This is a genomic window from Hankyongella ginsenosidimutans (genome assembly GCF_005144965.1).
Lineage (GTDB): Bacteria > Pseudomonadota > Alphaproteobacteria > Sphingomonadales > Sphingomonadaceae > Hankyongella > Hankyongella ginsenosidimutans.
On sequence record NZ_CP039704.1, the window covers coordinates 2777205 to 2797076 of the forward strand.

A 19872-nucleotide genomic window follows, 5' to 3' on the forward strand; every position below is an offset into this window, starting at 1 on the left:
CCTCAGCCTCTACCCTTCGGCGTGCCGCTGACCGGGATGTAGATTTCCGCGAACTCTGCCTTGCGCACTTCCCAGGAGGGCGCGACCTGCGTCATGTTCGCCGCCTGGATGAAGGACCCGACGCGCAGGCGCACACGACGGATCGAGTCGGCACCGCCGCGCACGCGGATCAGCAGTGCCGGGCCGCTGTAGGTGCGCACGGCGCCAATGTCCGATCCCTCCGGCAGATCGATCCCGTCCGGGATCGCAACGCCTGCCAGCGACTGCTCGGCTGGCGTGTTGGCGTCCACATCGATTTTATATCCCTCGTTGTCCGGATACAGCCCACGCTCGTTTAGGTACGCCATGACCCGGGCCATCGCCTCGACCAGCGCCGCTTCGTCCTGGTCGAGGGTCGCAGGCGGCGGCAAGGCGACGGCGGCGACCGAACGCGCCGCGACGCTCACGACCTGCATGTCCAGATCGCCGATGTCGGCATCGGGGATGATTTCAGCAAGCGTCTTGAATTTCGCCAGCGCCTCGTCCATCCGCGCGCCGATCGTCTTGGGCAGGAGCAGGCCGCGCCAGCGCTTGACGATATCGAACCGGGTATCGATGCGCATCCGCCACAGCACCTGGGTTCCGCCGCTCTTGTGGCGGCTGAGGGCATAGTCGCTTGCGACTTCGCCGTGGCGGTCGAAGGATAGCGCGTCTTGCACCGCCCGACCTGGCGTTACCGCCACGATGGTGCGATAGCCCCGGCTTTTCCCGACCGCCATACCAGCCGCGCGCCGGCCCCGTAATCAGCGGCTTCGTAGCTGACTTCGGGCGGACTTTTCTCCGGCCACCAGGCCCAGAGCCGATAGGTGCGGTTGCTGGCCAGCATGGTGTAGAGGATCGGCGGCGAGCGCCCGACCACCACCGCGCGTTCGACGGTCACGATGCGCGGCAGCGCATAGCTCGCGCCGACGACCATAAGCACCAGGAGAGCAAGGCCGATACCAGCGCGGATTGCGAGCTTTTCATGGTTCAGCCGCCCAGAGAAGCCTGCGTTACCCGCTTGGCACCACAAGCCCAGGGTCCGGTCAAGCCCCATGCGGGCGACCAGCGCGCTTTAACCCTGTTGGTGCGCGCGGATGAACGCCTTGACGGTCGGCGCCACGTAATCGCGCCAGCGGCGGCCGTTGAAGATGCCGTAATGCCCTGCGCCTTCCGCAAGATAATATTGTTTCTTGCCCGCATCCAGCGTGTCGGCAAGGGACAGCGCCGCCCTGGTCTGGCCAACGCCCGAAATATCGTCCCGCTCGCCCTCCACCGCCAGCAGCGCCGTGCGGCGAATCGCCCTGGGATCAACCGGCGAACCGCGGTGTTCGAATTCGCCCTTGGGCAGCGCATGACGCTGGAACACCACTTCCACCGTCTGCAGGTAGAATTCGGCGGTCATGTCGCAGACCGAGCGATATTCTTCATAGAAGCGCTTGGTGCTTTCCGCGCTTTCATCGTCGCCAGCGATCAGGTGCTGGAACATGTTCCAGTGGCTGACCATGTGGTTGCCAAGGTTCATGCTCATGAAGCCGGCAAGCTGCAGAAAGCCGGGATAGACCCGGCGAAATGCGCCTGGATAATAGGCCGGGACGGTCGCGATCGCATTGTTCTCGAACCAGGCCAGCGGGCGCTTCTCAGCCAGATGGTTGACCTCGGTCGCGCCTTCCCGGGTATCGATCGGCCCGCCCATCATGGTCAGGGTCGCCGGCGCCGCCGGATGGTCCTGCGCGTTCATGACGGCGGTGGCCGCGAAACTAGGCACCGCAGGCTGGCACACGGCGATTACGTGCGTATTCGGGCCGATATGCTCGAGAAACGCCATGATGTAATCAATGTAGTCGTCGAGATCGAACAAGCCTTCCCAGAGCGGCACCATGCGCGCGTCCGCCCAGTCGGTGATATAGACGTCGTGGTCCGGCAGCATCAGCTCGACCGTGCCGCGCAACAGCGTGGCGAAGTGTCCTGACATGGGTGCGACGATCAGCAGCTTGGGATCGTCAGGACGCGCGACTTCGCGCCGGAAGTGCAGCAGATTGCCGAACGGCCGCTCGAGGGCGATTTCTTCGGTGATCGCCACCGGCTTGCCGTCGATCATCGTCATCCCCAGGCCGAATTCGGGCTTGCCGTACGGATGAGTCGAGTGCGCGAACACATCCAGCGCCGCCGACGCCACGCTGCCGGTATTCGTGTAGGCCAGCGGGTTGAGCGGGTGACTCAGTACGGCAGAACTGGCGCGGGCCAGAAGGCTCGCCTGGGCCAGCGCGCGACGGCCGATGTCGTAATATTGATAGATCATGGCTTTTGGCCCTTTTCCCGTTTTTGTACCGGCCCTCATGGAGCGGATCATGACGCGGAGGGTACTGTGAGCATCGTTTTCCTTGGCCGCAAGCCTACACCGAATAATCTTGCAGCCGGCTTAACCCTGCGCGATCAGACATCCGGGGAAAATCTCCGCGGCTGCGCCCGCCGCGCCTGTTATCGATACCTCGCCCAGAAGGGAGACCCATCATGTCGGATGCTCTTAACGCCTTGGAACTCATGAACCCCGCACAGTTGAAAGGAAAAGTCGCCGCCATTACGGGCTCGACCAGCGGCATCGGCCTTGAGATTGCACGCGCGCTTGCCGCCGCCGGCTGCAACATCGCCCTCAACGGCTTTGGCGACGCCACTGAGATTGAGAAGATCCGCGCCGGCATCGAGTCGGATTACCGCGTCAAGGCGACCTACTCGGACGCCGACATGTCGAAGGGGAGGCCGTTGCCGCCTATATCGCCGAGGCGGAAAAGACGTTCGGCGCGGTCGACATCCTGGTCAACAACGCTGGCATCCAGACGGTCAAGCCGATCGAGGAGTTCCCGGACGCGAAGTGGGATGCGATCATCGCCATCAACCTGTCGTCCAACTTCCACGCGATCAAGGCCGCCGTGCCGGGCATGAAGGCGCGCAACTGGGGCGGATCATCAACATCGCCTCCGCGCACGGCCTGGTCGCATCGCCCTTCAAGTCGGCCTATGTCGCTGCCAAACACGGCGCGGTCGGCCTGACCAAGGTCGTGGCGCTGGAGCTGGCGGAAACGGCGATCACCTGCAATGCGATCTGCCCCGGCTTCGTGCACACGCCGCTCGTCGACGGCCAGATCAAGGATCAGGCCAAGGCGAACGACATGAGCGAAGACAAGGTGGTGCGGGATATCATCCTCGCCTCGCAGCCCAGCAAACGCTTCGTGAAAACCGAGGAACTGGCGGCACTGGTGCTGTTTCTCTGCTCGGCCGCCGGCGTAACACCACAGGTGCCGCACTGAGCATGGACGGTGGCTGGACCGCGCGCTGACGTGGGCCAGTAACACCGCGGATTTTTCACGAATTCGCGGCGTTACGCCCTAGCGCCATCTTGACCGCGCCCGTCACTTGCGCAAATCGAACTGAGTAGCCCTGTTGGCTGCCTGAGCCTGGATATCTTTCGATGCTGAGGACCTTCCTGGAGTCCGTGCGCTACCTGACGCGCCTGCCGGTCGGGCAGCCGGTAGACTATCACCAGGAGCCGAAGTCGGGCGTCGCCGCATGGTTCCCGGTGGTCGGGGCGCTAATCGGCCTCGTGCTTGCGATCGTTATCACCTTCTTCAGTTCCGTCGATTTCGTCGCCGCCGCGCTGATGGCCATGGTCGTGCGCGCGCTGCTGACCGGAGGCCGGCTGCTGTCGGCTTTGGCCATGGTCATCAGCCGGCAGGATGCGACCCTGAAGGAAGCCTGCGGCGGCACCCGCCGGTCAACGGCGCCGCAACCGTCGGCGTCGCGATCATGGTGGTGGCGCAATATGCGCTGTTCGAGCTGATCGCGCTGAACCAGAAGGTCTGGTGGCTGCCGCTCATCATGGCCTGGGCGCATTTTGGTCCGATCATGTGGATGTCCTCGCTTAAGCCGTTGTCGACGGGCGGCGGGGAGCACACCGGCCCGACTGCGGACTGGCCGACCGCCGGGCGCTGGATGATCCTCCTCATGTTGCCGTGCATCGCGGAACCAGCCATGTTGCTGGCGCCTGCGGCGATCATCTGCTGGCGTTACTACCTCAAGACCGTGCATGGCGGTCACGACGCCGAGCTGGTTTCCGCCGGGATCGTGGTGACGGAGACCGCCACCCTGGCCGCGGTTACCTTCGCGGCGGTCCTGATCTCCTGAAGAACTGCAAGGGTCAGGACCCATTAACAACGAGGATCGTGGTGGCGGCACGCGGGATGAGATGGCAGGAGAAGCGCCGAAAGCGGGGCTTGCCCCGGTGAGGCGCTTCGACGAACCAGATCGCCCGCGTGCCGCCATCCGCAGACGCGGCGCTTTTGGCGTGCAGGTTTGTTGCTCGGTCGTTGAATATGTTCAATATTCGCCTCCCTCGCGCCTGCCTGCGCGCCAAAATCGCCAGCGCCACGGCCTCATTCTTAATGAGTCCTGACCCTAGTGTCCTTCTCATATCTGAAATCCAACCGCGCCTGATATTGGGGCAACGGATTTCAGATTCGGGACACTAGAGGTACGGTTGACCGGCCGCAAAGGCGGGTCTAAGTCTGCATGCGGGGATGGATTATGTCTCATATCGGCAATAGCGTTAGCCAAAGCGACCCGCAGTTCCAGCAGAACGCCGCCGCGATGCAGGCGGCGGTGGATGCGTTGCGGGAGCGGATCGCCCGCATCGCCCAAGGGGCCCCGAAGCTTCCCGCACGCGGCACGTCGAGCGCGGCAAGCTGCTGCCGCGCGACCGGGTCGAGCGCCTGCTTGACCCGGGCACGGCGTTTCTGGAATTCTCCCAGCTTGCCGCAAACGGCGTCTACGAGGATGACGTGCCGGCCGCCGGTCTCATCACCGGCCTCGGCCAGATCGCCGGCCAGACCTGCGTCATCGTCTGCAACGATGCGACCGTCAAAGGCGGCACCTATTACCCGCTGACCGTCAAGAAGCACCTGCGCGCACAGGAGATCGCTCGCGAAAACCGCCTGCCCTGTGTCTATCTTGTCGACTCCGGCGGCGCCAACCTGCCGAACCAGGATGAAGTGTTCCCGGACCGGGAGCATTTCGGCCGCATCTTCTACAACCAGGCGACCTTGTCGGCCGAGGGCATCGCCCAGATCGCCGTGGTCATGGGCAGTTGCACGGCTGGCGGCGCCTATGTGCCGGCGATGTCGGACGATCGATCATCGTTGAGAACCAAGGCACCATCTTCCTTGGTGGCCCACCGCTGGTGAAGGCGGCGACAGGCGAGATCGTCAGCGCGGAAGACCTGGGTGGCGGTGCCGTGCACGCCCGCACCTCCGGCGTGGTCGATCATCTGGCGCGAGACGATGCGCATGCGCTCGACATCGCCCGCCGGGTGGTCGCAACCCTGCCCCGCCCCAAGCCGGCCATCGCGCAGCGGCCGGTCGCCGAGCCGCTGTTCGACCCGCAGGATCTCTACGGCATCATTCCCGCCGACACCCGCCAGCCGTTCGACGTCCGCGAGGTGATCGCCCGGCTGGTCGATGGTTCGGTGTTCGACGAATTCAAGCCGCTCTACGGCGCCACTCTGGTCACCGGCTTTGCCCACATCTGGGGCTGGCCGGTCGGCATCGTCGCCAACAACGGCATCCTGTTCAGCGAGTCGGCGCTGAAGGGCGCGCACTTCATCGAACTGTGCAACCAACGGCGCATCCCGCTGCTGTTCCTGCAGAACATCACCGGCTTCATGGTCGGCCGCCAGTATGAAAACAACGGCATCGCCAAGGACGGCGCGAAGATGGTCACCGCCGTCGCCTGTTCCAGCGTGCCCAAGCTCACCGTCATCATCGGCGGCTCGTTCGGGGCCGGCAATTACGGCATGTGCGGACGCGCATTCAGCCCGCGCTTCTTGTGGATGTGGCCGAACGCCCGTATCTCGGTCATGGGCGGCGAGCAGGCGGCGACCGTGCTGGCGACCGTCAAGCGCGATAATATCGAGGCCCGCGGCGGCTCTGGACCAGCGCGGAGGAAGAGGCCTTCAAGGCACCGATCCGCGCGCAATACGAAACCGAGGGACATCCGTTTTACGCCTCAGCCCGATTGTGGGATGATGGCGTGATCGACCCGGCGTCGACCCGCGATGTGCTGGGCCTGTCGCTATCCGCCACCATGAACGCGCCGATCGCGCCGCCGCGCTACGGCGTGTTCCGAATGTAGGGAGGCCGCCATGACCGTGCTGCTCTACCAACAGGACGACCGCGGCGTCGCGCATGTGACGCTCGACCGCCCGGACGTGCACAACGCCTTCAACGAGGAATTGATCGCCGCGCTGACCGACGCCTTCGCCGATATCGCCACCTCGAGCCGGGTGCGGGTCGTGGTGTTGCAGTCGAATGGCGCGAGCTTCTGCGCCGGTGCCGACCTCGACTGGATGCGGCGCGCGGCCCACTACGACGACGCGCACAACCTGCGCGATGCCACCGCGCTGATGGCCATGCTCGACACCATAGACCGCTGCCCCAAGCCGGTGATCGCGGCAGTGCAGGGCCCGGCCTATGGCGGCGGCGTCGGGCTGGCCGCCTGCGCCGACATCGCCATCGCCACCGAGCGCGCCGCCTTCCGGCTGTCGAAGTCAAGCTCGGGCTGATTCCGGCGACCATCAGCCCGTTCGTGCTGCAGGCGATCGGCGCACGCCAGGCGCGGCGCTATTTCCTGACCGCCGAGAGCTTCTCCGCCGAAGACGCCCACCGCTTCGGCCTTGTGCACGAGGTTGTGCATGATGAGGCGGCGCTGAAGCAGCGGGTCGAGACGCTGGTCGAGACGCTGCTGGCCAACGCGCCGGGTGCGATCACTGAAGCCAAAGCGCTGGTGCGGGACTTCGCCGGCCGCGCGATCAGCCCCGAGCTGCAGGCGGATGCTTCACAACGCATTGCCCACCGCCGCGCCAGTGCCGAGGGCAAGGAAGGCATCGCGGCGTTTCTCGGCAAACGCCCGCCGGACTGGATGACCCATGCATAAAATCCTGATCGCCAACCGGGGCGAGATCGCCTGCCGGATCATCCGCACCGCCGAGCGCATGGGGCTGGAGACGGTCGCTGTCTATTCCGAAGCCGACGCGGACGCCCCCACGTCCGCATGGCGACCCAGGCCGTGCTGATCGGCCCGCCCCCGCTGCCCAGAGCTACCTTCTGGTCGACCGACTGATCGACGCCGCGCGCAAGACGGGTGCCGACGCCGTTCACCCCGGCTACGGCTTCCTGTCGGAGAACGCGGATTTCGCGCAGGCTTGCGCCGATTTCGGCCTGATCTTCATCGGGCCGCCGCCCAGCGCCATCCGCGCCATGGGCCTGAAGGATGCCGCCAAACGCTTGATGCGTCAGGCCAACGTGCCGATCGTGCCGGGCTACCAGGGCGACGACCAATCGCTCGACCGGTTGACGCGGGCGGCGTCGGCCATCGGATACCCCATGCTCATCAAGGCGGTCGCCGGCGGCGGCGGCAAGGGTATGCGCCTGGTGGAAGATGCCAGCGGCTTCAGTGACGCCCTGCTGGCCGCCAAGCGCGAAGCGGAGCGCGCCTTCGGCAACGATGGCATCCTGATCGAGAAATACCTCACCCGGCCACGCCACGTCGAAGTGCAGGTGTTCGCCGACAGCCATGGCAACACGATCCATCTGTTCGAGCGGGATTGTTCGCTGCAGCGCCGCCACCAGAAGGTGGTCGAGGAAGCCCCTGCCCCGGCCTGCCGGACGCCATGCGCACGGCAATGGGTGAAGCGGCGGTCACAGCGGCGCGCGCCATCGGCTATGTCGGCGCGGGGACGGTGGAATTCATCGTCGATGTCGCGGACGGCATGGGCGCGGACGGCGCGCCGTTCTACTTCATGGAAATGAACACCCGCCTGCAGGTCGAACACCCGGTGACCGAGATGATCACCGGCCAGGATCTGGTCGAATGGCAGATCCGGGTCGCGCGCGGCGAGCCGCTGCCTCTGCTGCAGCATCAGGTGCCGCAACGCGGCACGGCTGTCGAGGTGCGCCTCTATGCCGAAGACCCCGACAACGGCTTTCTGCCCTCGACCGGCAAGCTCAGCCGGCTGGTCATGCCCGCCGTCCGTACAGGCGTGCGCGTGGACAGTGGCATCGAGGAAGGCGGCACGGTCGGCATCCACTACGACCCGATGCTCGCCAAGCTGATCGCCCATGGCCCGGACCGTGCGACCGCGATCGACCGGCTGATCGGCGCGCTGGACGAGACCGAGATTGAGGGCGTGCGCAGCAACCGCGCTTTCCTTGCCCGCCTGATCGGGCATCCGGCGTTTCGCGCCGGCGATGTCGACACTGGTTTCATCGAGCGGTACCGGGCGGACCTTGCCCCGGCAACGGATTTACCGCCACGGCTGGCGGCGCTGGCGGCGCTGGCGCTCGCTACCCCGAAAGTGCGCCTCACCGCATCCTCGCCCTGGGAGGCGCTGGGCGACTGGCGACTGAACCTGCCGAGTCGCCGCCGCATCGACCTCTATGCCGCCGATGGCGTGCGCTTCGCCCTTGTGTTGACCAGCGACGGCGCCGGCGTGATCATCGATGGCTTGGAGAAGCCGCTCTGCGCGCGCGGCCGCTGGGCCGGCGACCGGCAATTCTCCGCCGACCTCGACGGCGACCTGATCCATGCCACAGTGCTGTGCGCACCCGGCCATGTGGAGGTGCGCTCGGGCGGGCAGATGTTCCAGTTTCTGCTCAGCCCGCCCGGTACCGACAGTGAATCGGTGCATGGCGGCGATGGTATCGTCCGCGCGCCAATGCCGGGCCGCGTGTTGTCGCTTGGCGTTCAGCCGGGGCAGAGCGTCTCGCGCGGTGCCCGGCTGCTGGTGCTGGAAGCGATGAAAATGGAGCACCGGCTGGATGCGCCCGTCGACGGCACGGTGACTGCCGTGCATACCGCAGAAGGCGCGCAGGTTTCCGGCGGCACCCTGCTGGTCGAGATCGAGGCGGCTCCGCAGGACGCGTAAAACTTACGCTCGCTGGGCGTGCGCCCGCTTCAGGCCGCACACGAAAGCATCCAGCTGCACGCGCAGGGCCTGCGCCTGCGTGCCGACCTCCTGGCTGGCGGTCATCACCTGCGTAGCGGCCGACTGGGTATCAAGCGCAGCGTTGTCGACAGTGGCGATCCTGGTGCGCGCTTGCCGCGCGCCATCCACAGTCTGCTCGACAGCGCGGTTGATTTCGCCCATCGCAGCGCTCTGCTCCTCGATGGCGGCTGCGATCATGGTGGACGCGCCGCTCACTTTGTTGACGGCGCCGATAATGTCGCGGATCGAGACGACGGCCTGATTGGTCGCCTCGCGGATCGCGTCGATCTGCGCCGAGATGTCCCGGGTTGCCCCAGCGGTCTGACCGGCAAGCGCCTTGACCTCCGAGGCGACGACAGCGAAGCCCTTGCCGGCTTCTCCGGCACGCGCCGCCTCAATGGTGGCGTTGAGCGCCAGCAGGTTGGTCTGGCTCGCCACAGCGTCAATCAAGGTGACGATCTCGCCGATCTTCGCAGCCGATGCGACCAGCCCATCCACGCACCTGTCTGCGACGGCCGCGCAGTTGACGGCATCGCTCGCGACTTCAGCGGCCAGTGTCACCTGCTGGGCGATTTCCTGCGTCGCTCCCATCAGTTCGCCGATGGTCGGCGCGATGCTGGCGACACCGTCTTCCGCGCCCATGGCGGCGTTGGTCGCCTCGCATGCTTCCGAACGGGTGTAGGATGACGTGAGCGCCATCGCATCCGCGGCTGAATTCAGCTGCACGGCCGACGCGCTCAGCGACGACGCAGCCGAACCGATCGACTCTTCAAGTTCCTGCACCAGCCGCAGGATCGTATCCCGTTCCCGCTCCTGCGCGATCGCCTGTTCAGCGGCGGCCGCGTCCATCAGGCGCTGGTTTTCGGCACGGACCTCGGCAATCGTCGACTCAAGGCGCTGCTGCGCCGCCTGCCGCTCGGCTTCGGCTTTCTTCCAGGTCATTCTGTGCGGCCAGGCTATCCCGGCACAGCAGCACACCGCGAGCGATGGCACCGACCTCATGCCGGTCCTGCGTGTAGGCGACCGGGCTGGTCAGGTCGCCTTCCGAAAGCTGGCCAAGCCGCGACACCAGCGCCGACAGCGATGCGTTGATAACCGCGCCGATACGGAAGGACACCCAGACTGTCAGCAACACGCCGGCGAGCGCCAGCGCGAGGTTGGTGTAGAGCCTGGACTGAAAGCCGGCGATGCGCAAAGCGAGCAGCCGGTCCAGTTCGCGTGCCGTGGTCTTCCAGAGCGAATCCGCCGTGCCGGCATAAACCTGCAGCGCGCTATGCAGATCGGCGCTCTCGCCCGTTGCCTGCACCCGCTTGGCGGCGGCAAGATATTGGCCGAACGCCTGACCGAACGCCTCGATATCCTTGCGCCAGGTGCCCGCCTTCAGGCTGCCGTCGGGATTGCCGTCATAGGCAGAAGCGATCGAGCCATTGAGCGCTGCGTAATCAGCCTCCAGCGCGCCAAGTGCTGAATAGAATTCCAGGCGCTGCTCCTCGGATGCCGCTGTACCCAAAACCCGGCCGCGCGATTGACGCGCGACGCCGAACGCATGAGCTGCGGCAGCTTCAGCAACGCTACATCCATCACGTAGAAGCTATCGAGGTCGGGATCGAGAATCAGGTTCGATTTATCGCCGATCCGGGTGATCAACGCGTCCACCGCCGCACCCGCCGCCTTGCGCTGCGCGACATCGCCCTGCCAGCCGGAGAATGCCGCCGCGACAGCCTGGGACTGCGCTTTGCTCTCAAGCGCTTCATCCAGTTTCGCCGCGGTGGTGTCGATAGCCCGCGCCGCCGCGGCAATCGTCGCGGCCGGTGCGGACTCGCTGCCCGCCGGCTCGCCCAGACTGGCCAGACTGTGCGCCGGCCAAGCGGCTTCCAGGTAGGTCACGCCGATGCGTTCCTGTTCGGCGAAGTGGATGTCTTTGAGGCTCTGGCTGACGAACAACTGCGTCAGCAGCGCAACAGGCGCCAATCCCAGCAGGACGACGATTTTGAATCTTGCGGCCAGCGAAAACGCTCGATCATTGATCTTCCCCAGCCGCAGCGGAACTGCGGCACTCAACGCAACAATACGATCGGGCATCCCCACACCCATGAATTCGTTACGCAAAACCAGGTGAATAAATACTTAAGCGTACCAGCTCATGCGACGAGCCGCGTCGCTTGCCTGCCGATGGACCTTGGCCTACCGTCCGCCGCACCTTGGGAAAACAGGAGAACGACATGAACTTCAGCGCCCTGCGGTTCGATCATGGGGAAACTCTGGACATGCTGCGTCAGACGGTTGCGGATTTCGCTGCCGCCGAGATCGCGCCGCGCGCCGCCGAGATCGACCGCGACAATAAATTCCCGCGCGACCTCTGGCCGAAGCTCGGTGCGCTCGGCCTGCATGGCGTGACGGTCTCGGAGGCCGATGGCGGGGCGGGCCTTGGCTATCTTGCCCATTGCATCGTGATGGAGGAGATCAGCCGGGCGTCCGCCTCGGTCGGACTGTCCTACGGCGCGCACACCAACCTGTGCATCAACCAGATCGCCCGCTGGGGCACGCCGGCGCAGAAAGCGAAGTATCTGCCGGGGCTGATCTCGGGTGAGCATCTCGGCGCGCTCGCCATGTCGGAGCCGGGGTCAGGGTCCGATGTGGTGTCGATGCGCCTGCGCGCGGACAAGCATAACGACCGTTATGTGCTGAACGGCAACAAGATGTGGATCACCAACGGCCCGACCGCGGACACACTGGTGGTTTACGCCAAGACCGACCCGGAGGCCGGGCCGCGCGGCATCACCGCCTTCCTGATCGAGAAGCACATGGCCGGCTTCTCGACCGCCCAGAAGCTCGACAAGCTGGGCATGCGCGGATCGGACACCTGCGAACTGGTGTTCGAGAATTGCGAAGTGCCGTTCGAGAATGTGCTGGGCGAGGAAGGGCGCGGCGTCAACGTGCTGATGTCCGGCCTCGATTACGAGCGCGTGGTGCTGGCTGCCGGTCCGCTCGGCATCATGGCCGCCTGCCTCGACACCGTGGTGCCCTACGTCCACGAGCGCCAGCAGTTCGGCCAGCCGATCGGCACCTTCCAGCTCATGCAGGGCAAGCTCGCCGACATGTACACCACCTTCTCGGCCTGCCGCGCCTATGTCTATGCGGTGGCGCAGGCCTGCGACCGCGGCGAGACCACCCGCAAGGACGCGGCAGGATGCATTCTCTACGCGGCGGAAAAGCCACCTGGATGGCGCTGGAGGCGATCCAGGCGCTCGGCGGCAACGGCTACATCAACGAGTATCCAACCGGCCGACTGCTGCGCGACGCCAAGCTTTACGAGATCGGCGCTGGCACCAGCGAAATCCGCCGGTATCTGATCGGCCGCGAACTGTTCGAGGAAAGTGCGTAATGCCTAATTCGCCAGATTGTAGGCGACATCCGCATTGCTGAGCTGGAAGCCCCAGACCACCTCGTAGGGAGCAGCGGTGACGCGCGCTTCGACGATGCGCCTGCCATCGTTGTCGCGCGCGGTCGCCTGCAGCGGCGCTGCCGCCTTGCGCGCCGCCGCCTCGTCGACGACAGCCGTATAGCTGGCGCTCGCCTGCGCCTGCCTTGATCCGGCGGCGAAACGCAACTGGACGGGAATCACCTGCTTCGAGAGCACGGCCTCGTTGTTGCGCGTCACGGCCACGAACAGCGGTAGTTCGACAGTGCGCTCTGCGGCGGCGTCGCGGCGCACCGCGGTGACGCGCACGCTGGTCGGCACGGTCAATTTACCCTTGTCCGGCTTGCATTCGCCAGTCGCCTGCGAGAACTGGGCGGTCACATCCAGCGAATCAGCCGTACCAGCGGCTGCGTCCGGCTTCAGAAGCGTCGCCGTCTCGGCATAGCGCAGGATGGAAACGGCCGGGCAATAGCTGCGGGTGATCTGCAACGGATTGCCCTGGCAGGCCGCCAGCCCGACCAATCCCAGCGCCGCCACTCCGTACCGCCCAAATCTGTTCACGTCGTCATCCTCGTCTGCGGTGGCTTGCCACCTGTTATCAGACGTCATGGCGCGAACGCCCGACCAGCGCAAGGTTGGCCACCCGATTCACGGGACTGCCGACTCTACCGGACAAAACAAATCCCGCCGGCTGACTGGCAGCCGGCGGGATAAGCCTGTGTGATGCCGCTTAGCTGAGGCCAGACGATCGGGACGACCAGCTTGGTCGTGCCAGCCGGCGGAGCAGGCAGCGTGCCAATCTTTTCGAAAATCTTCTGGGATTCGCGGTCCAGAATGTCGGAGCCGCTGCCCTCGATAATCTCGGTGCCGACCACCTTGCCGCTACCGTCGAACTGCACGCGGATCTTGGTGGTGCCCTGCTCGTTGCGCACTTGCGCAGAGCGTGGATAGGACTGGTTCTTGGCGATCAAGGTCAGCACTTCCTTGCCCCATTCGGCGGCAAAGGCCGGGGCTGCCATCGGCGCGGCGAGTAGAGCCGCGATCGCCAGTGATTTGAAAAATGTCTTGCCCATATCTGTCTCCAAAACTTCTTCTGGTTCGGCGCGCTAAAGTGCACCCGCGAGCTAAAAATAGTGTTTAACCGGTTTTCAAAGCGTAAACCGTGCTGGTAAACGCCATTTTACTATTACTTAGCTGAGCTTCCAGGAAATCGGCACGACAATTTTGGTTGCACCGGCAGGTGGTGGCGGAAACTTACCAATCTTTTCGAAGATTTTTGGGATTCACGATCAAGAATATCGGAGCCACTGCTCTGGGTTACTTCGATGTTCGAGATCTTGCCGTCCGCCTCGATCGAGAGGAGACCTTGGTCACCCCTCTTCCTTGCGGACCTGTGCCGAGCGCGGGTAGGATTGATTCTTGCCGATCAGCGATACGACCGACTTGCTCCAGTCGTCAGCATGCGCCGGCAGACTGCCAAATATGCAAAGCGCGCAAACCGCGACGATAAACTTCGGTGTTTTGCTGCGCAGCAAGGCGTACATTCCTAAACTCCTGGCTTTCTCAGGTGAGTGCGGCCCATGTCCGCAGGTTTGTAGCTATACTGGGATGGATGTAGCATTCTGGTGAAGACGGACGGTTAATGCGTATTTACCCAGGCGGTGCCGTTTGCAGGGCCGCGCCGATATGGCGCTTGCCATTCAGTCGCGGCTCGCTACATCCTGCCTGGGATGACCCGCTCTCTTACTGTGATTCTCGCGAACCCGCGCGGCTTCTGCGCCGGTGTTGATCGCGCCATTCGCATCGTCGAACTCTCGCTCGAGCGGTTCGGCGCGCCCGTCTATGTGCGGCACGAGATCGTGCATAACCGGTATGTGGTTAAGACCCTTGAGGCCAAGGGCGCGATTTTTGTCGACGAACTGGACGAGGTTCCCTCGGATCGCCCGGTGATTTTTCCGCCCACGGCGTGCCGAAGAACATCCCGGCGGAGGCCGAGCGGCGGCAGATGATCTATGTGGACGCCACCTGCCCACTGGTCTCGAAGGTGCACCGCGAGGCGGAACGCCAGTCCAGCACCGGCAAGCATCTGTTCCTGATCGGCCATGCCGGGCACCCGGAGGTGATTGGCACGCTCGGCCAACTGGAGCCGGGCGCGATAAGCCTGGTCGAAACGGTGGACGATGTCGCAAAGGTTGCGCCGCCGGACGGCGCCGACCTCGCCTACATCACCCAGACCACGCTATCAGTCGACGACACTGCGGATATCGTCGCGGCGCTGGCGGCGCGCTTTCCGAACATCGCAGCGCCGCGCGCCGACGATATCTGCTACGCCACCACCAATCGCCAGGAGGCCGTGAAGGCGATCGCGCCGCGGTGCGACCTGCTGCTGGTGATCGGCGCACCCAATTCCTCGAATTCCGTCCGCCTGGTCGAGGTAGCGGAACGGGCCGGCGCGCCAAGCCGGCTGGTCCAGTCCGCCGCCGATCTCGACATGGCCTGGTTCGAGGGCGTCGAGACCGTCGGCATGACCGCCGGAGCCTCCGCGCCGGAAGTGCTGGTCGAGGATGTGCTGACCGTGCTGCGCACCCATTTCGATGTCACGATCGAGACCGTGCAGACCCGGGTCGAGGATGTCACCTTCAAGCTGCCGCGCGCGCTCAGCGCCTGAGCACCATGGCTGTCTACACGCAGGTCTCCGCCGAGCAACTGGAGGTACACCTCCAGCACTATGACATCGGCACCTAACGAGCGCCAAAGGCATCGCCGAGGGCGTTGAGAACAGCAATTACCTGGTCGAGACCACTGCCGGCCGCTTCATCCTGACCCTGTACGAGCGGCGGGTCGCCGAGTCCGACCTGCCATTCTTTTGCCTTGATGGCGCATCTGGCGGCCGAGGGCGTGCCAGCGCCGCGCCCGATCGCCAGCCGGGAGGGACACCATGTCCTAGCGCTGTGCGGCCGACCGTCCTGCCTGATCGAATTTTTGACCGGCATCTGCGTAACCGAGCCGACGCCCGCCCAATGCGCGGCGCTCGGTGCCTGCCTTGCCGCCATGCACAAGGCAGGAGACAGTTTCGGCATGACACGCGCCAACGCCCTGTCGCTCGACGCCTGGCGACCGCTTGCGGACTCGTGCGCCGGGCGGCTGGACGCGATCATTCCCGGCCTGACCGCCATCGTCGACCAGGAGCTCGACTGGCTGGCCGCGCACTGGCCGCGCCACCTGCCCGCAGGACCGATCCACGCCGATCTGTTTCCCGACAACGTCCTGTTCGCCGGATCGCGGATCAGCGGCGTCATCGACTTCTATTTCGCCGCCACCGACGCATACGCCTACGACCTTGCCATATGCCTCAACGCCTGGTGCTTTGATCCGCGCGGCGTGCAGTTCCATACCGAGCAGGCGGCTGCGCTGATGGCCGCATACTCCAGCCAGCGCGCCCTCTCCCTGCCGAAGCCGCCGCCCTGCCCGTGCTGTGTCGCGGTGCCGCCATGCGCTTCCTGCTCACCCGCGCCTACGACTGGATCAACACGCCGCCGACGGCGCTGGTCACCCGCAAGGACCCACGCGATTACCTCAATCGCCTGCAGGCCTTCGCCAGCGGGCAGGCGCACCCATGACCTTGCCGCTGGTCGAAATGGCTACGGACGGCGCTTGCCTTGGCAATCCAGGTCCCGGCGGCTGGGGCGTGCTGCTGCGCTGCGACGGGCGGGAAAAACGCTCGCCAGCGCCGCGCCGGACACCACCAACAATCGCATGGAGCTGCAAGCTGCCATCGAGGGCCTGCGCGCGCTCAACCGCCCTTGTCGTGTAACGCTCTCGACAGACAGTACCTATGTGCGCGACGGCATCACCAAGTGGATCCACGGCTGGCGACGCAACAACTGGCGCACCGCGGACAAGAAGCCGGTGAAAAACCGCGATCTGTGGGAAGCGCTGCTCGATGCCTGCGCGCCGCACGAGATCGACTGGCGCTGGGTGCGCGGGCATGACGGCGACCCGGATAACGAGCGGGTGGACCAGCTGGCGCGCGAAGCAGCGCTCACGCTGAAGCCCGCGTAAGGTTTACAGCCCGGGTTGCAGGCGTTAGCTTTTTGTGAGCAGTGTGGAAGCAAACCGGGGATAATGGATGCTCAAGGAGTTTCGGGAGTTCGCCATCAAGGGCAATGCGCTTGATCTGGCGGTCGGCGTGATTATTGGCGCAGCCTTCGGCAAGATCGTCGAGTCCGTCGTCAACGATCTGATCATGCCGATCGTCGCCTCGCTGGTCGGCAAGCCCGATTTCAGCGATATCATGATCCCGCTCTCGGCGGTCCCCGCCGGCACCGCCGCGACTTACGCCGCCTACAAGGAAGCGGGCGTCAATTTCATCGGCATCGGCAGCTTCGTCACCATCCTGTTCAATTTCCTGATCCTCGCCTGGATCGTCTTTCTGATCGTCAAGGCGGTGAACGGCATGAAGCGTGCGCCCGCACCCGTCGAGGCCGCGCCGCCGCCGCCGGAAGACGTGCTGCTGCTGCGCGAAATCCGCGACGCCCTCAAGGCGCGGTAGGCGCGCGCAGAAAATCCCGTATCTGGCGGAGCGTCGCCATGCGCAGGGCGTCGCGCTCGCGCAGCAGTTCATGCTGCGCGCCGGCGATAATGTGCATGGCTGCATGCGGGAGGCGCGCGCAGGCAGCCTGCGTCGCGCTCAGGTCGACAATGCGATCATCACCGGACGCCAGAACCATGAGCGGCGTGCGGATCGCTTCCAGATAGCCGGAACGTTCCAGCAGCGCGACCGATTGGAACGCCGCCCGCAGCCAGCCGAAACTCACGCCTCCGCTCACCAGCGCCGGGTTCTGCGCCGCCCACCAGCTTTCATCCAGCTGACGCGCGGGATCGGTCGTGAGCAGACGTGCGCTGCGCGTCCGGGCCGCGGCATCAAAGGCCCCTGCCCTGGAGCAAAACGCGCACCGAACCCCAGCCCCACCGCGCAGGATGCTATCCACCGCGCCAGCATCCAGGGATTGGCGCCGTACGGAACCGCAGCATCGGCGAGAGCAGGACGGCCCGCTCGACCAGGGCCGGGCGATCATGAAGCAGGCGCAGCGCCAGATGCCCGCCCATCGAATGCGCGACGATGCGCAGCGGGCGCGGTAAATCCAGCCGATCCAGCAGCATCGACAAATCCGCGACGAGCATGCCAAGGTCGTCCGCGTGGCCGACGGTCGGGTTCGCGGCCAGCCGGCCGGAGAGTCCCTGCCCGCGCCAGTCGAGAGTTATGAGGGCTGGACCCCACGCCACCATGGCGTGGCAGGCCTCGGCATATTTCTCGATGAAATCGCCGCGCCCGTTGAGCAGGATGATGGTGCCACCGCCAGGGGTTGCCCCTTCCCAGCGGCAGACACGCAGGCGGGTGCCGCCGGCGTCCAGATGCTCCAGGGCACCGCCGGGCGGCAGACTTCGCCTGAGTAACACTTCGTCCTGCAAGGCGGATCCGTCCTTACGCTTTGTTCACCATGCCCCTAGTGTGCCGTGCATGATGCATGCTGTCACACCGGAAATTGCACGGATCGGGCAGGTTGTTCTTGAGATCGCCCTCTGCGCGCTGCTGCTCGTCGCGGCCGTCGGCGACGTCCGCCGCTACATCATCCCCAATCGCCTGTGCCTGGGCATTGCGCTGCTGGCACCGCTGTACTGGCTTTGCTTTCGCTTGCATCCGGCGACCCCTGCTGCCGCTGGCCGCCAGGCAACTGGGGCTGTCAATCGCGGTTTTCGCGGTGCTGGCCGGGCTTTTCGCCCTGCGGGTCATGGGGGCGGCGATGTCAAACTCATGGCAGCGCTGGCGCTCTGGCTGCCGCTGGGCGCCTTCGGCCACGCCGCATACTGGACCGCGCTGACTGGAGCCATCGTCGCCGCTGCTGTCATCGTGCGGACCCGGCTCAACCCGCAAGCCCCCGCAAAGTTCCTATGGGGTGGCAATCGCCGCCGGCGGCATCGCCGTTCTGGTTGAACCAATCCTTAACGTGTTGGCGGCATAGTTAGCGCTCATTCACCCTTGGCAGGTGCGTTTCCATATGAACCCGCGTAGTCTTATTCTTCTGGTTGGCGCGCTTATCATTGCAGGCTTCACCGCCATGCTGGCGCGGTCCCTGATGATCCAGCAGTCCGCAGCGCCCCAGCAGGTCGAGCAGGCCCCGGCTGAAAAGCAGGTACTGGTTGCAGTCAAGCTCATGCCCCGCGGCACGATTGTCGAAGCCGCGCACGTCGCCTGGAAGCACTGGCCGGACAACGCGATCGACGAAACCATGATTAACGGCGCGCCAGGGATGAGACCAAGATCTTCGGCAAGGTTGCGCGCACCGATATCGCCGCCGGTCAGCCAGTGCCGTCAGCGGGTCTGGTCGGGCCGGGCGAGCGCGGCTTTCTGGCCGCCGCCCTGCAACCCGGCATGCGCGCCATCACCATTTCGATCTCGGATACGTCTGGCGTCGCCGGCTTCGTATTCCCAGGCGACCGCGTCGACCTTGTTCTGACCCATCAGGTCGACCAGGGCGACCGCGGCCAGATCCGGGTCTCGGAGACGGTGCTGCAGAACGTCCGCGTGCTGGCGATCGACCAGGATGTGAACGATCGCGAAGACCAGCCCAAGGTCGGCCGCACGGTCACCCTCGAGGTGACGCCGAAGCTCGTCGAGAAGATCGCGGTCATGCAGTTGATCGGCTCGGTCTCGCTCAGCCTGCGCTCGCTGCCGGAGCAGGCGGTCGCAGCAGCGGCGCACGACGCGGCAGCGCCGGACCCGGTTGCGCTGGCCGCGAGCGCACGCGTTGCAACCGACAAAGCCGGCAAACCAGCAAAGACCCCGGTCGCCGCAAGCATCAAGCGTGACCCGAAAATGCCCTGGGACGATGTACAGACCTACACCCTCGGCAAAGAGGTCTCGAAATTCGCCAGTGCCGTCCGCACGAACTCCGACGCCGGATCGGCCCCGGTTTCGGCGGCTCCTGCGGCTCCTGCGCCAGCGGCGTCCGCGCCAAAACCGTCCGGCCCAAGCATCATCGTCAATCGCGGGGCCGAGACCACGCAAGTCGCCGCAGGGGCGCTGATCATGCGCAAGTTCGCACTCATTCGCGCCGGCCTGGCGCTTGGTCTGGTCTTGGCCTGCGTCGGCCCGCAACTGTCCGCCGCGCCCGCCGTGCAGAACGCCAGCAACAACCTGACGATCGGCGTCAACAAGGGCGTCCTGCTCCGGCTGGACCGCGCGGCCGCCAACGTGTTCATCGCCAACCCCAAGGTCGCAGACATCCAGATCAAGTCCTCGCGGCTGATCTATGTGTTCGGCACCGGGAAGGCGCGACGACGCTGTACGCCGTGGATGGTGCCGACCAGGTGATCTACGCCGCCGACGTCCAGGTCGC

Annotated in this window: 19 protein-coding genes and 8 pseudogenes; 14 read left to right on the forward strand and 13 right to left on the reverse strand. The window is 65.2% G+C overall.

Annotated elements, in window-relative coordinates; all coding sequences use genetic code 11:
• Window positions 1-2: 2 nt before the first annotated feature.
• The 3 genes from E6W36_RS16475 to E6W36_RS16485 are packed head-to-tail and all read right to left on the reverse strand — an operon-like array spanning window position 3 to window position 2320.
• Window positions 3-722, reverse strand: coding sequence for a hypothetical protein (locus E6W36_RS16475; RefSeq protein ID WP_222873311.1), 720 nt, complete (start codon window positions 720-722; stop codon window positions 3-5).
• The gene (locus tag E6W36_RS16480) at window positions 713-1075 is read right to left on the reverse strand and encodes an SRPBCC family protein (RefSeq protein WP_222873312.1); all 363 of its coding nucleotides are present in this window, start codon (window positions 1073-1075) and stop codon (window positions 713-715) included. Before E6W36_RS16480 ends, E6W36_RS16475 begins: the two co-directional genes overlap by 10 nt.
• Window positions 1076-1093: 18 nt before the next feature.
• Complete coding sequence (locus E6W36_RS16485; protein WP_222873313.1) at window positions 1094-2320, reverse strand: polyhydroxyalkanoate depolymerase; 1227 nt, start codon at window positions 2318-2320, stop codon at window positions 1094-1096.
• A 242-nt stretch (window positions 2321-2562) separates the two neighbouring features.
• On the opposite strand from E6W36_RS16485, the pseudogene E6W36_RS22450 reads away from it, so the two are divergent.
• From E6W36_RS22450 to E6W36_RS16505, 3 genes and pseudogenes are all read left to right on the forward strand, one after another.
• Window positions 2563-3354, forward strand: a pseudogene (locus E6W36_RS22450) (3-hydroxybutyrate dehydrogenase).
• Between the two features lie 132 nt (window positions 3355-3486).
• Entirely contained in the window at window positions 3487-3855 is a 369-nt protein-coding gene (locus E6W36_RS16500) for an adenosylcobinamide-GDP ribazoletransferase (protein ID WP_222873314.1), read from the forward strand.
• On the forward strand, window positions 3822-4199 hold the full coding sequence (locus E6W36_RS16505; RefSeq protein WP_222873315.1) for a hypothetical protein: 378 nt from the start codon (window positions 3822-3824) through the stop codon (window positions 4197-4199). Before E6W36_RS16500 ends, E6W36_RS16505 begins: the two co-directional genes overlap by 34 nt.
• Before the next feature lie 13 nt (window positions 4200-4212).
• Here the strand turns inward: E6W36_RS16505 and E6W36_RS16510 are convergent, their stop codons facing one another.
• Complete coding sequence (locus tag E6W36_RS16510; RefSeq protein ID WP_222873316.1) at window positions 4213-4443, reverse strand: hypothetical protein; 231 nt, start codon at window positions 4441-4443, stop codon at window positions 4213-4215.
• A 155-nt stretch (window positions 4444-4598) separates the two neighbouring features.
• Between E6W36_RS16510 and E6W36_RS16515 the strand changes: the two are divergent.
• The 3 pseudogenes from E6W36_RS16515 (at window position 4599) to E6W36_RS21190 (ending at window position 8991) form a co-directional block, all read left to right on the forward strand.
• Window positions 4599-6200 (forward strand): annotated as a pseudogene (locus tag E6W36_RS16515) (carboxyl transferase domain-containing protein).
• Window positions 6201-6210: 10 nt separating this feature from the next.
• A pseudogene (locus E6W36_RS16520) lies at window positions 6211-7001 on the forward strand (enoyl-CoA hydratase-related protein).
• Window positions 6994-8991, forward strand: a pseudogene (locus E6W36_RS21190) (acetyl/propionyl/methylcrotonyl-CoA carboxylase subunit alpha). The pseudogenes E6W36_RS16520 and E6W36_RS21190 overlap by 8 nt, the downstream one beginning before the upstream one ends.
• Before the next feature lie 3 nt (window positions 8992-8994).
• Here E6W36_RS21190 and E6W36_RS16530 read toward each other — a convergent pair.
• Entirely contained in the window at window positions 8995-9993 is a 999-nt protein-coding gene (locus E6W36_RS16530) for a methyl-accepting chemotaxis protein (RefSeq protein WP_222873317.1), read from the reverse strand.
• A gap of 438 nt (window positions 9994-10431) precedes the next feature.
• Complete coding sequence (locus tag E6W36_RS16535) at window positions 10432-11145, reverse strand: hypothetical protein (RefSeq protein WP_222873318.1); 714 nt, start codon at window positions 11143-11145, stop codon at window positions 10432-10434.
• Between the two features lie 173 nt (window positions 11146-11318).
• On the opposite strand from E6W36_RS16535, the pseudogene E6W36_RS16540 reads away from it, so the two are divergent.
• Together E6W36_RS16540 and E6W36_RS21195 are read left to right on the forward strand one after the other, a co-directional pair.
• Window positions 11319-12284: pseudogene (locus E6W36_RS16540) on the forward strand (acyl-CoA dehydrogenase family protein); the annotation flags it as partial.
• A complete protein-coding gene (locus tag E6W36_RS21195) occupies window positions 12275-12436 on the forward strand; it encodes an acyl-CoA dehydrogenase family protein (RefSeq protein ID WP_281277382.1) in 162 nt (53 codons plus the stop codon). The pseudogene E6W36_RS16540 and the gene E6W36_RS21195, both read left to right, overlap by 10 nt.
• A 3-nt stretch (window positions 12437-12439) precedes the next feature.
• Here the strand turns inward: E6W36_RS21195 and E6W36_RS16545 are convergent, their stop codons facing one another.
• The 4 genes from E6W36_RS16545 to E6W36_RS16560 all read right to left on the reverse strand — a co-directional run bounded on the left by E6W36_RS16545 (window position 12440) and on the right by E6W36_RS16560 (window position 14016).
• Window positions 12440-13033 (reverse strand): hypothetical protein, encoded by a 594-nt coding sequence (locus tag E6W36_RS16545; protein ID WP_222873319.1) that lies wholly within the window; start codon window positions 13031-13033, stop codon window positions 12440-12442.
• 104 nt (window positions 13034-13137) lie between these two features.
• On the reverse strand, window positions 13138-13545 hold the full coding sequence (locus E6W36_RS16550) for an energy transducer TonB (RefSeq protein ID WP_222873320.1): 408 nt from the start codon (window positions 13543-13545) through the stop codon (window positions 13138-13140).
• Between the two features lie 113 nt (window positions 13546-13658).
• On the reverse strand, window positions 13659-13889 hold the full coding sequence (locus tag E6W36_RS23855) for an energy transducer TonB (protein WP_222874530.1): 231 nt from the start codon (window positions 13887-13889) through the stop codon (window positions 13659-13661).
• Window positions 13843-14016, reverse strand: a complete 174-nt coding sequence (locus E6W36_RS16560; RefSeq protein ID WP_222873321.1) for a hypothetical protein — start codon at window positions 14014-14016, stop codon at window positions 13843-13845. The genes E6W36_RS23855 and E6W36_RS16560 overlap by 47 nt, the downstream gene beginning before the upstream one ends.
• A 186-nt stretch (window positions 14017-14202) precedes the next feature.
• Here E6W36_RS16560 and ispH point away from each other — a divergent pair.
• The 4 genes and pseudogenes from ispH to mscL all read left to right on the forward strand — a co-directional run bounded on the left by ispH (window position 14203) and on the right by mscL (window position 17024).
• Window positions 14203-15140, forward strand: a pseudogene (gene ispH, locus E6W36_RS16565) (4-hydroxy-3-methylbut-2-enyl diphosphate reductase).
• 5 nt (window positions 15141-15145) lie between these two features.
• A pseudogene (gene thrB / locus E6W36_RS16570) lies at window positions 15146-16092 on the forward strand (homoserine kinase).
• Window positions 16089-16534 (forward strand): annotated as a pseudogene (rnhA, locus tag E6W36_RS16575) (ribonuclease HI). The pseudogenes thrB and rnhA overlap by 4 nt, the downstream one beginning before the upstream one ends.
• Window positions 16535-16601: 67 nt before the next feature.
• Window positions 16602-17024 (forward strand): large conductance mechanosensitive channel protein MscL, encoded by a 423-nt coding sequence (gene mscL, locus E6W36_RS16580; protein ID WP_222873322.1) that lies wholly within the window; start codon window positions 16602-16604, stop codon window positions 17022-17024.
• On the opposite strand, the gene E6W36_RS21200 is transcribed toward mscL, so the two are convergent.
• Window positions 17011-17463 carry a serine aminopeptidase domain-containing protein gene (locus tag E6W36_RS21200; protein ID WP_222873323.1) on the reverse strand — a complete coding sequence of 151 codons (453 nt, stop codon included), beginning with the start codon at window positions 17461-17463 and terminating at the stop codon, window positions 17011-17013. The two genes, mscL and E6W36_RS21200, sit on opposite strands and share 14 nt — an antisense overlap.
• A complete protein-coding gene (locus tag E6W36_RS21205) occupies window positions 17456-17944 on the reverse strand; it encodes an alpha/beta hydrolase (RefSeq protein WP_222873324.1) in 489 nt (162 codons plus the stop codon). Before E6W36_RS21205 ends, E6W36_RS21200 begins: the two co-directional genes overlap by 8 nt.
• Window positions 17945-17993: 49 nt before the next feature.
• Between E6W36_RS21205 and E6W36_RS16595 the strand changes: the two genes are divergently transcribed.
• The gene (locus E6W36_RS16595; protein ID WP_222873325.1) at window positions 17994-18467 is read left to right on the forward strand and encodes a prepilin peptidase; all 474 of its coding nucleotides are present in this window, start codon (window positions 17994-17996) and stop codon (window positions 18465-18467) included.
• A 28-nt stretch (window positions 18468-18495) separates the two neighbouring features.
• On the opposite strand, the gene E6W36_RS16600 is transcribed toward E6W36_RS16595, so the two are convergent.
• Window positions 18496-18720 (reverse strand): hypothetical protein, encoded by a 225-nt coding sequence (locus E6W36_RS16600; protein WP_222873326.1) that lies wholly within the window; start codon window positions 18718-18720, stop codon window positions 18496-18498.
• Window positions 18721-18794: 74 nt separating this feature from the next.
• Between E6W36_RS16600 and cpaB the strand changes: the two genes are divergently transcribed.
• A complete protein-coding gene (gene cpaB / locus E6W36_RS16605; protein WP_281277568.1) occupies window positions 18795-19847 on the forward strand; it encodes a Flp pilus assembly protein CpaB in 1053 nt (350 codons plus the stop codon).
• Window positions 19848-19872: the final 25 nt, after the last annotated feature.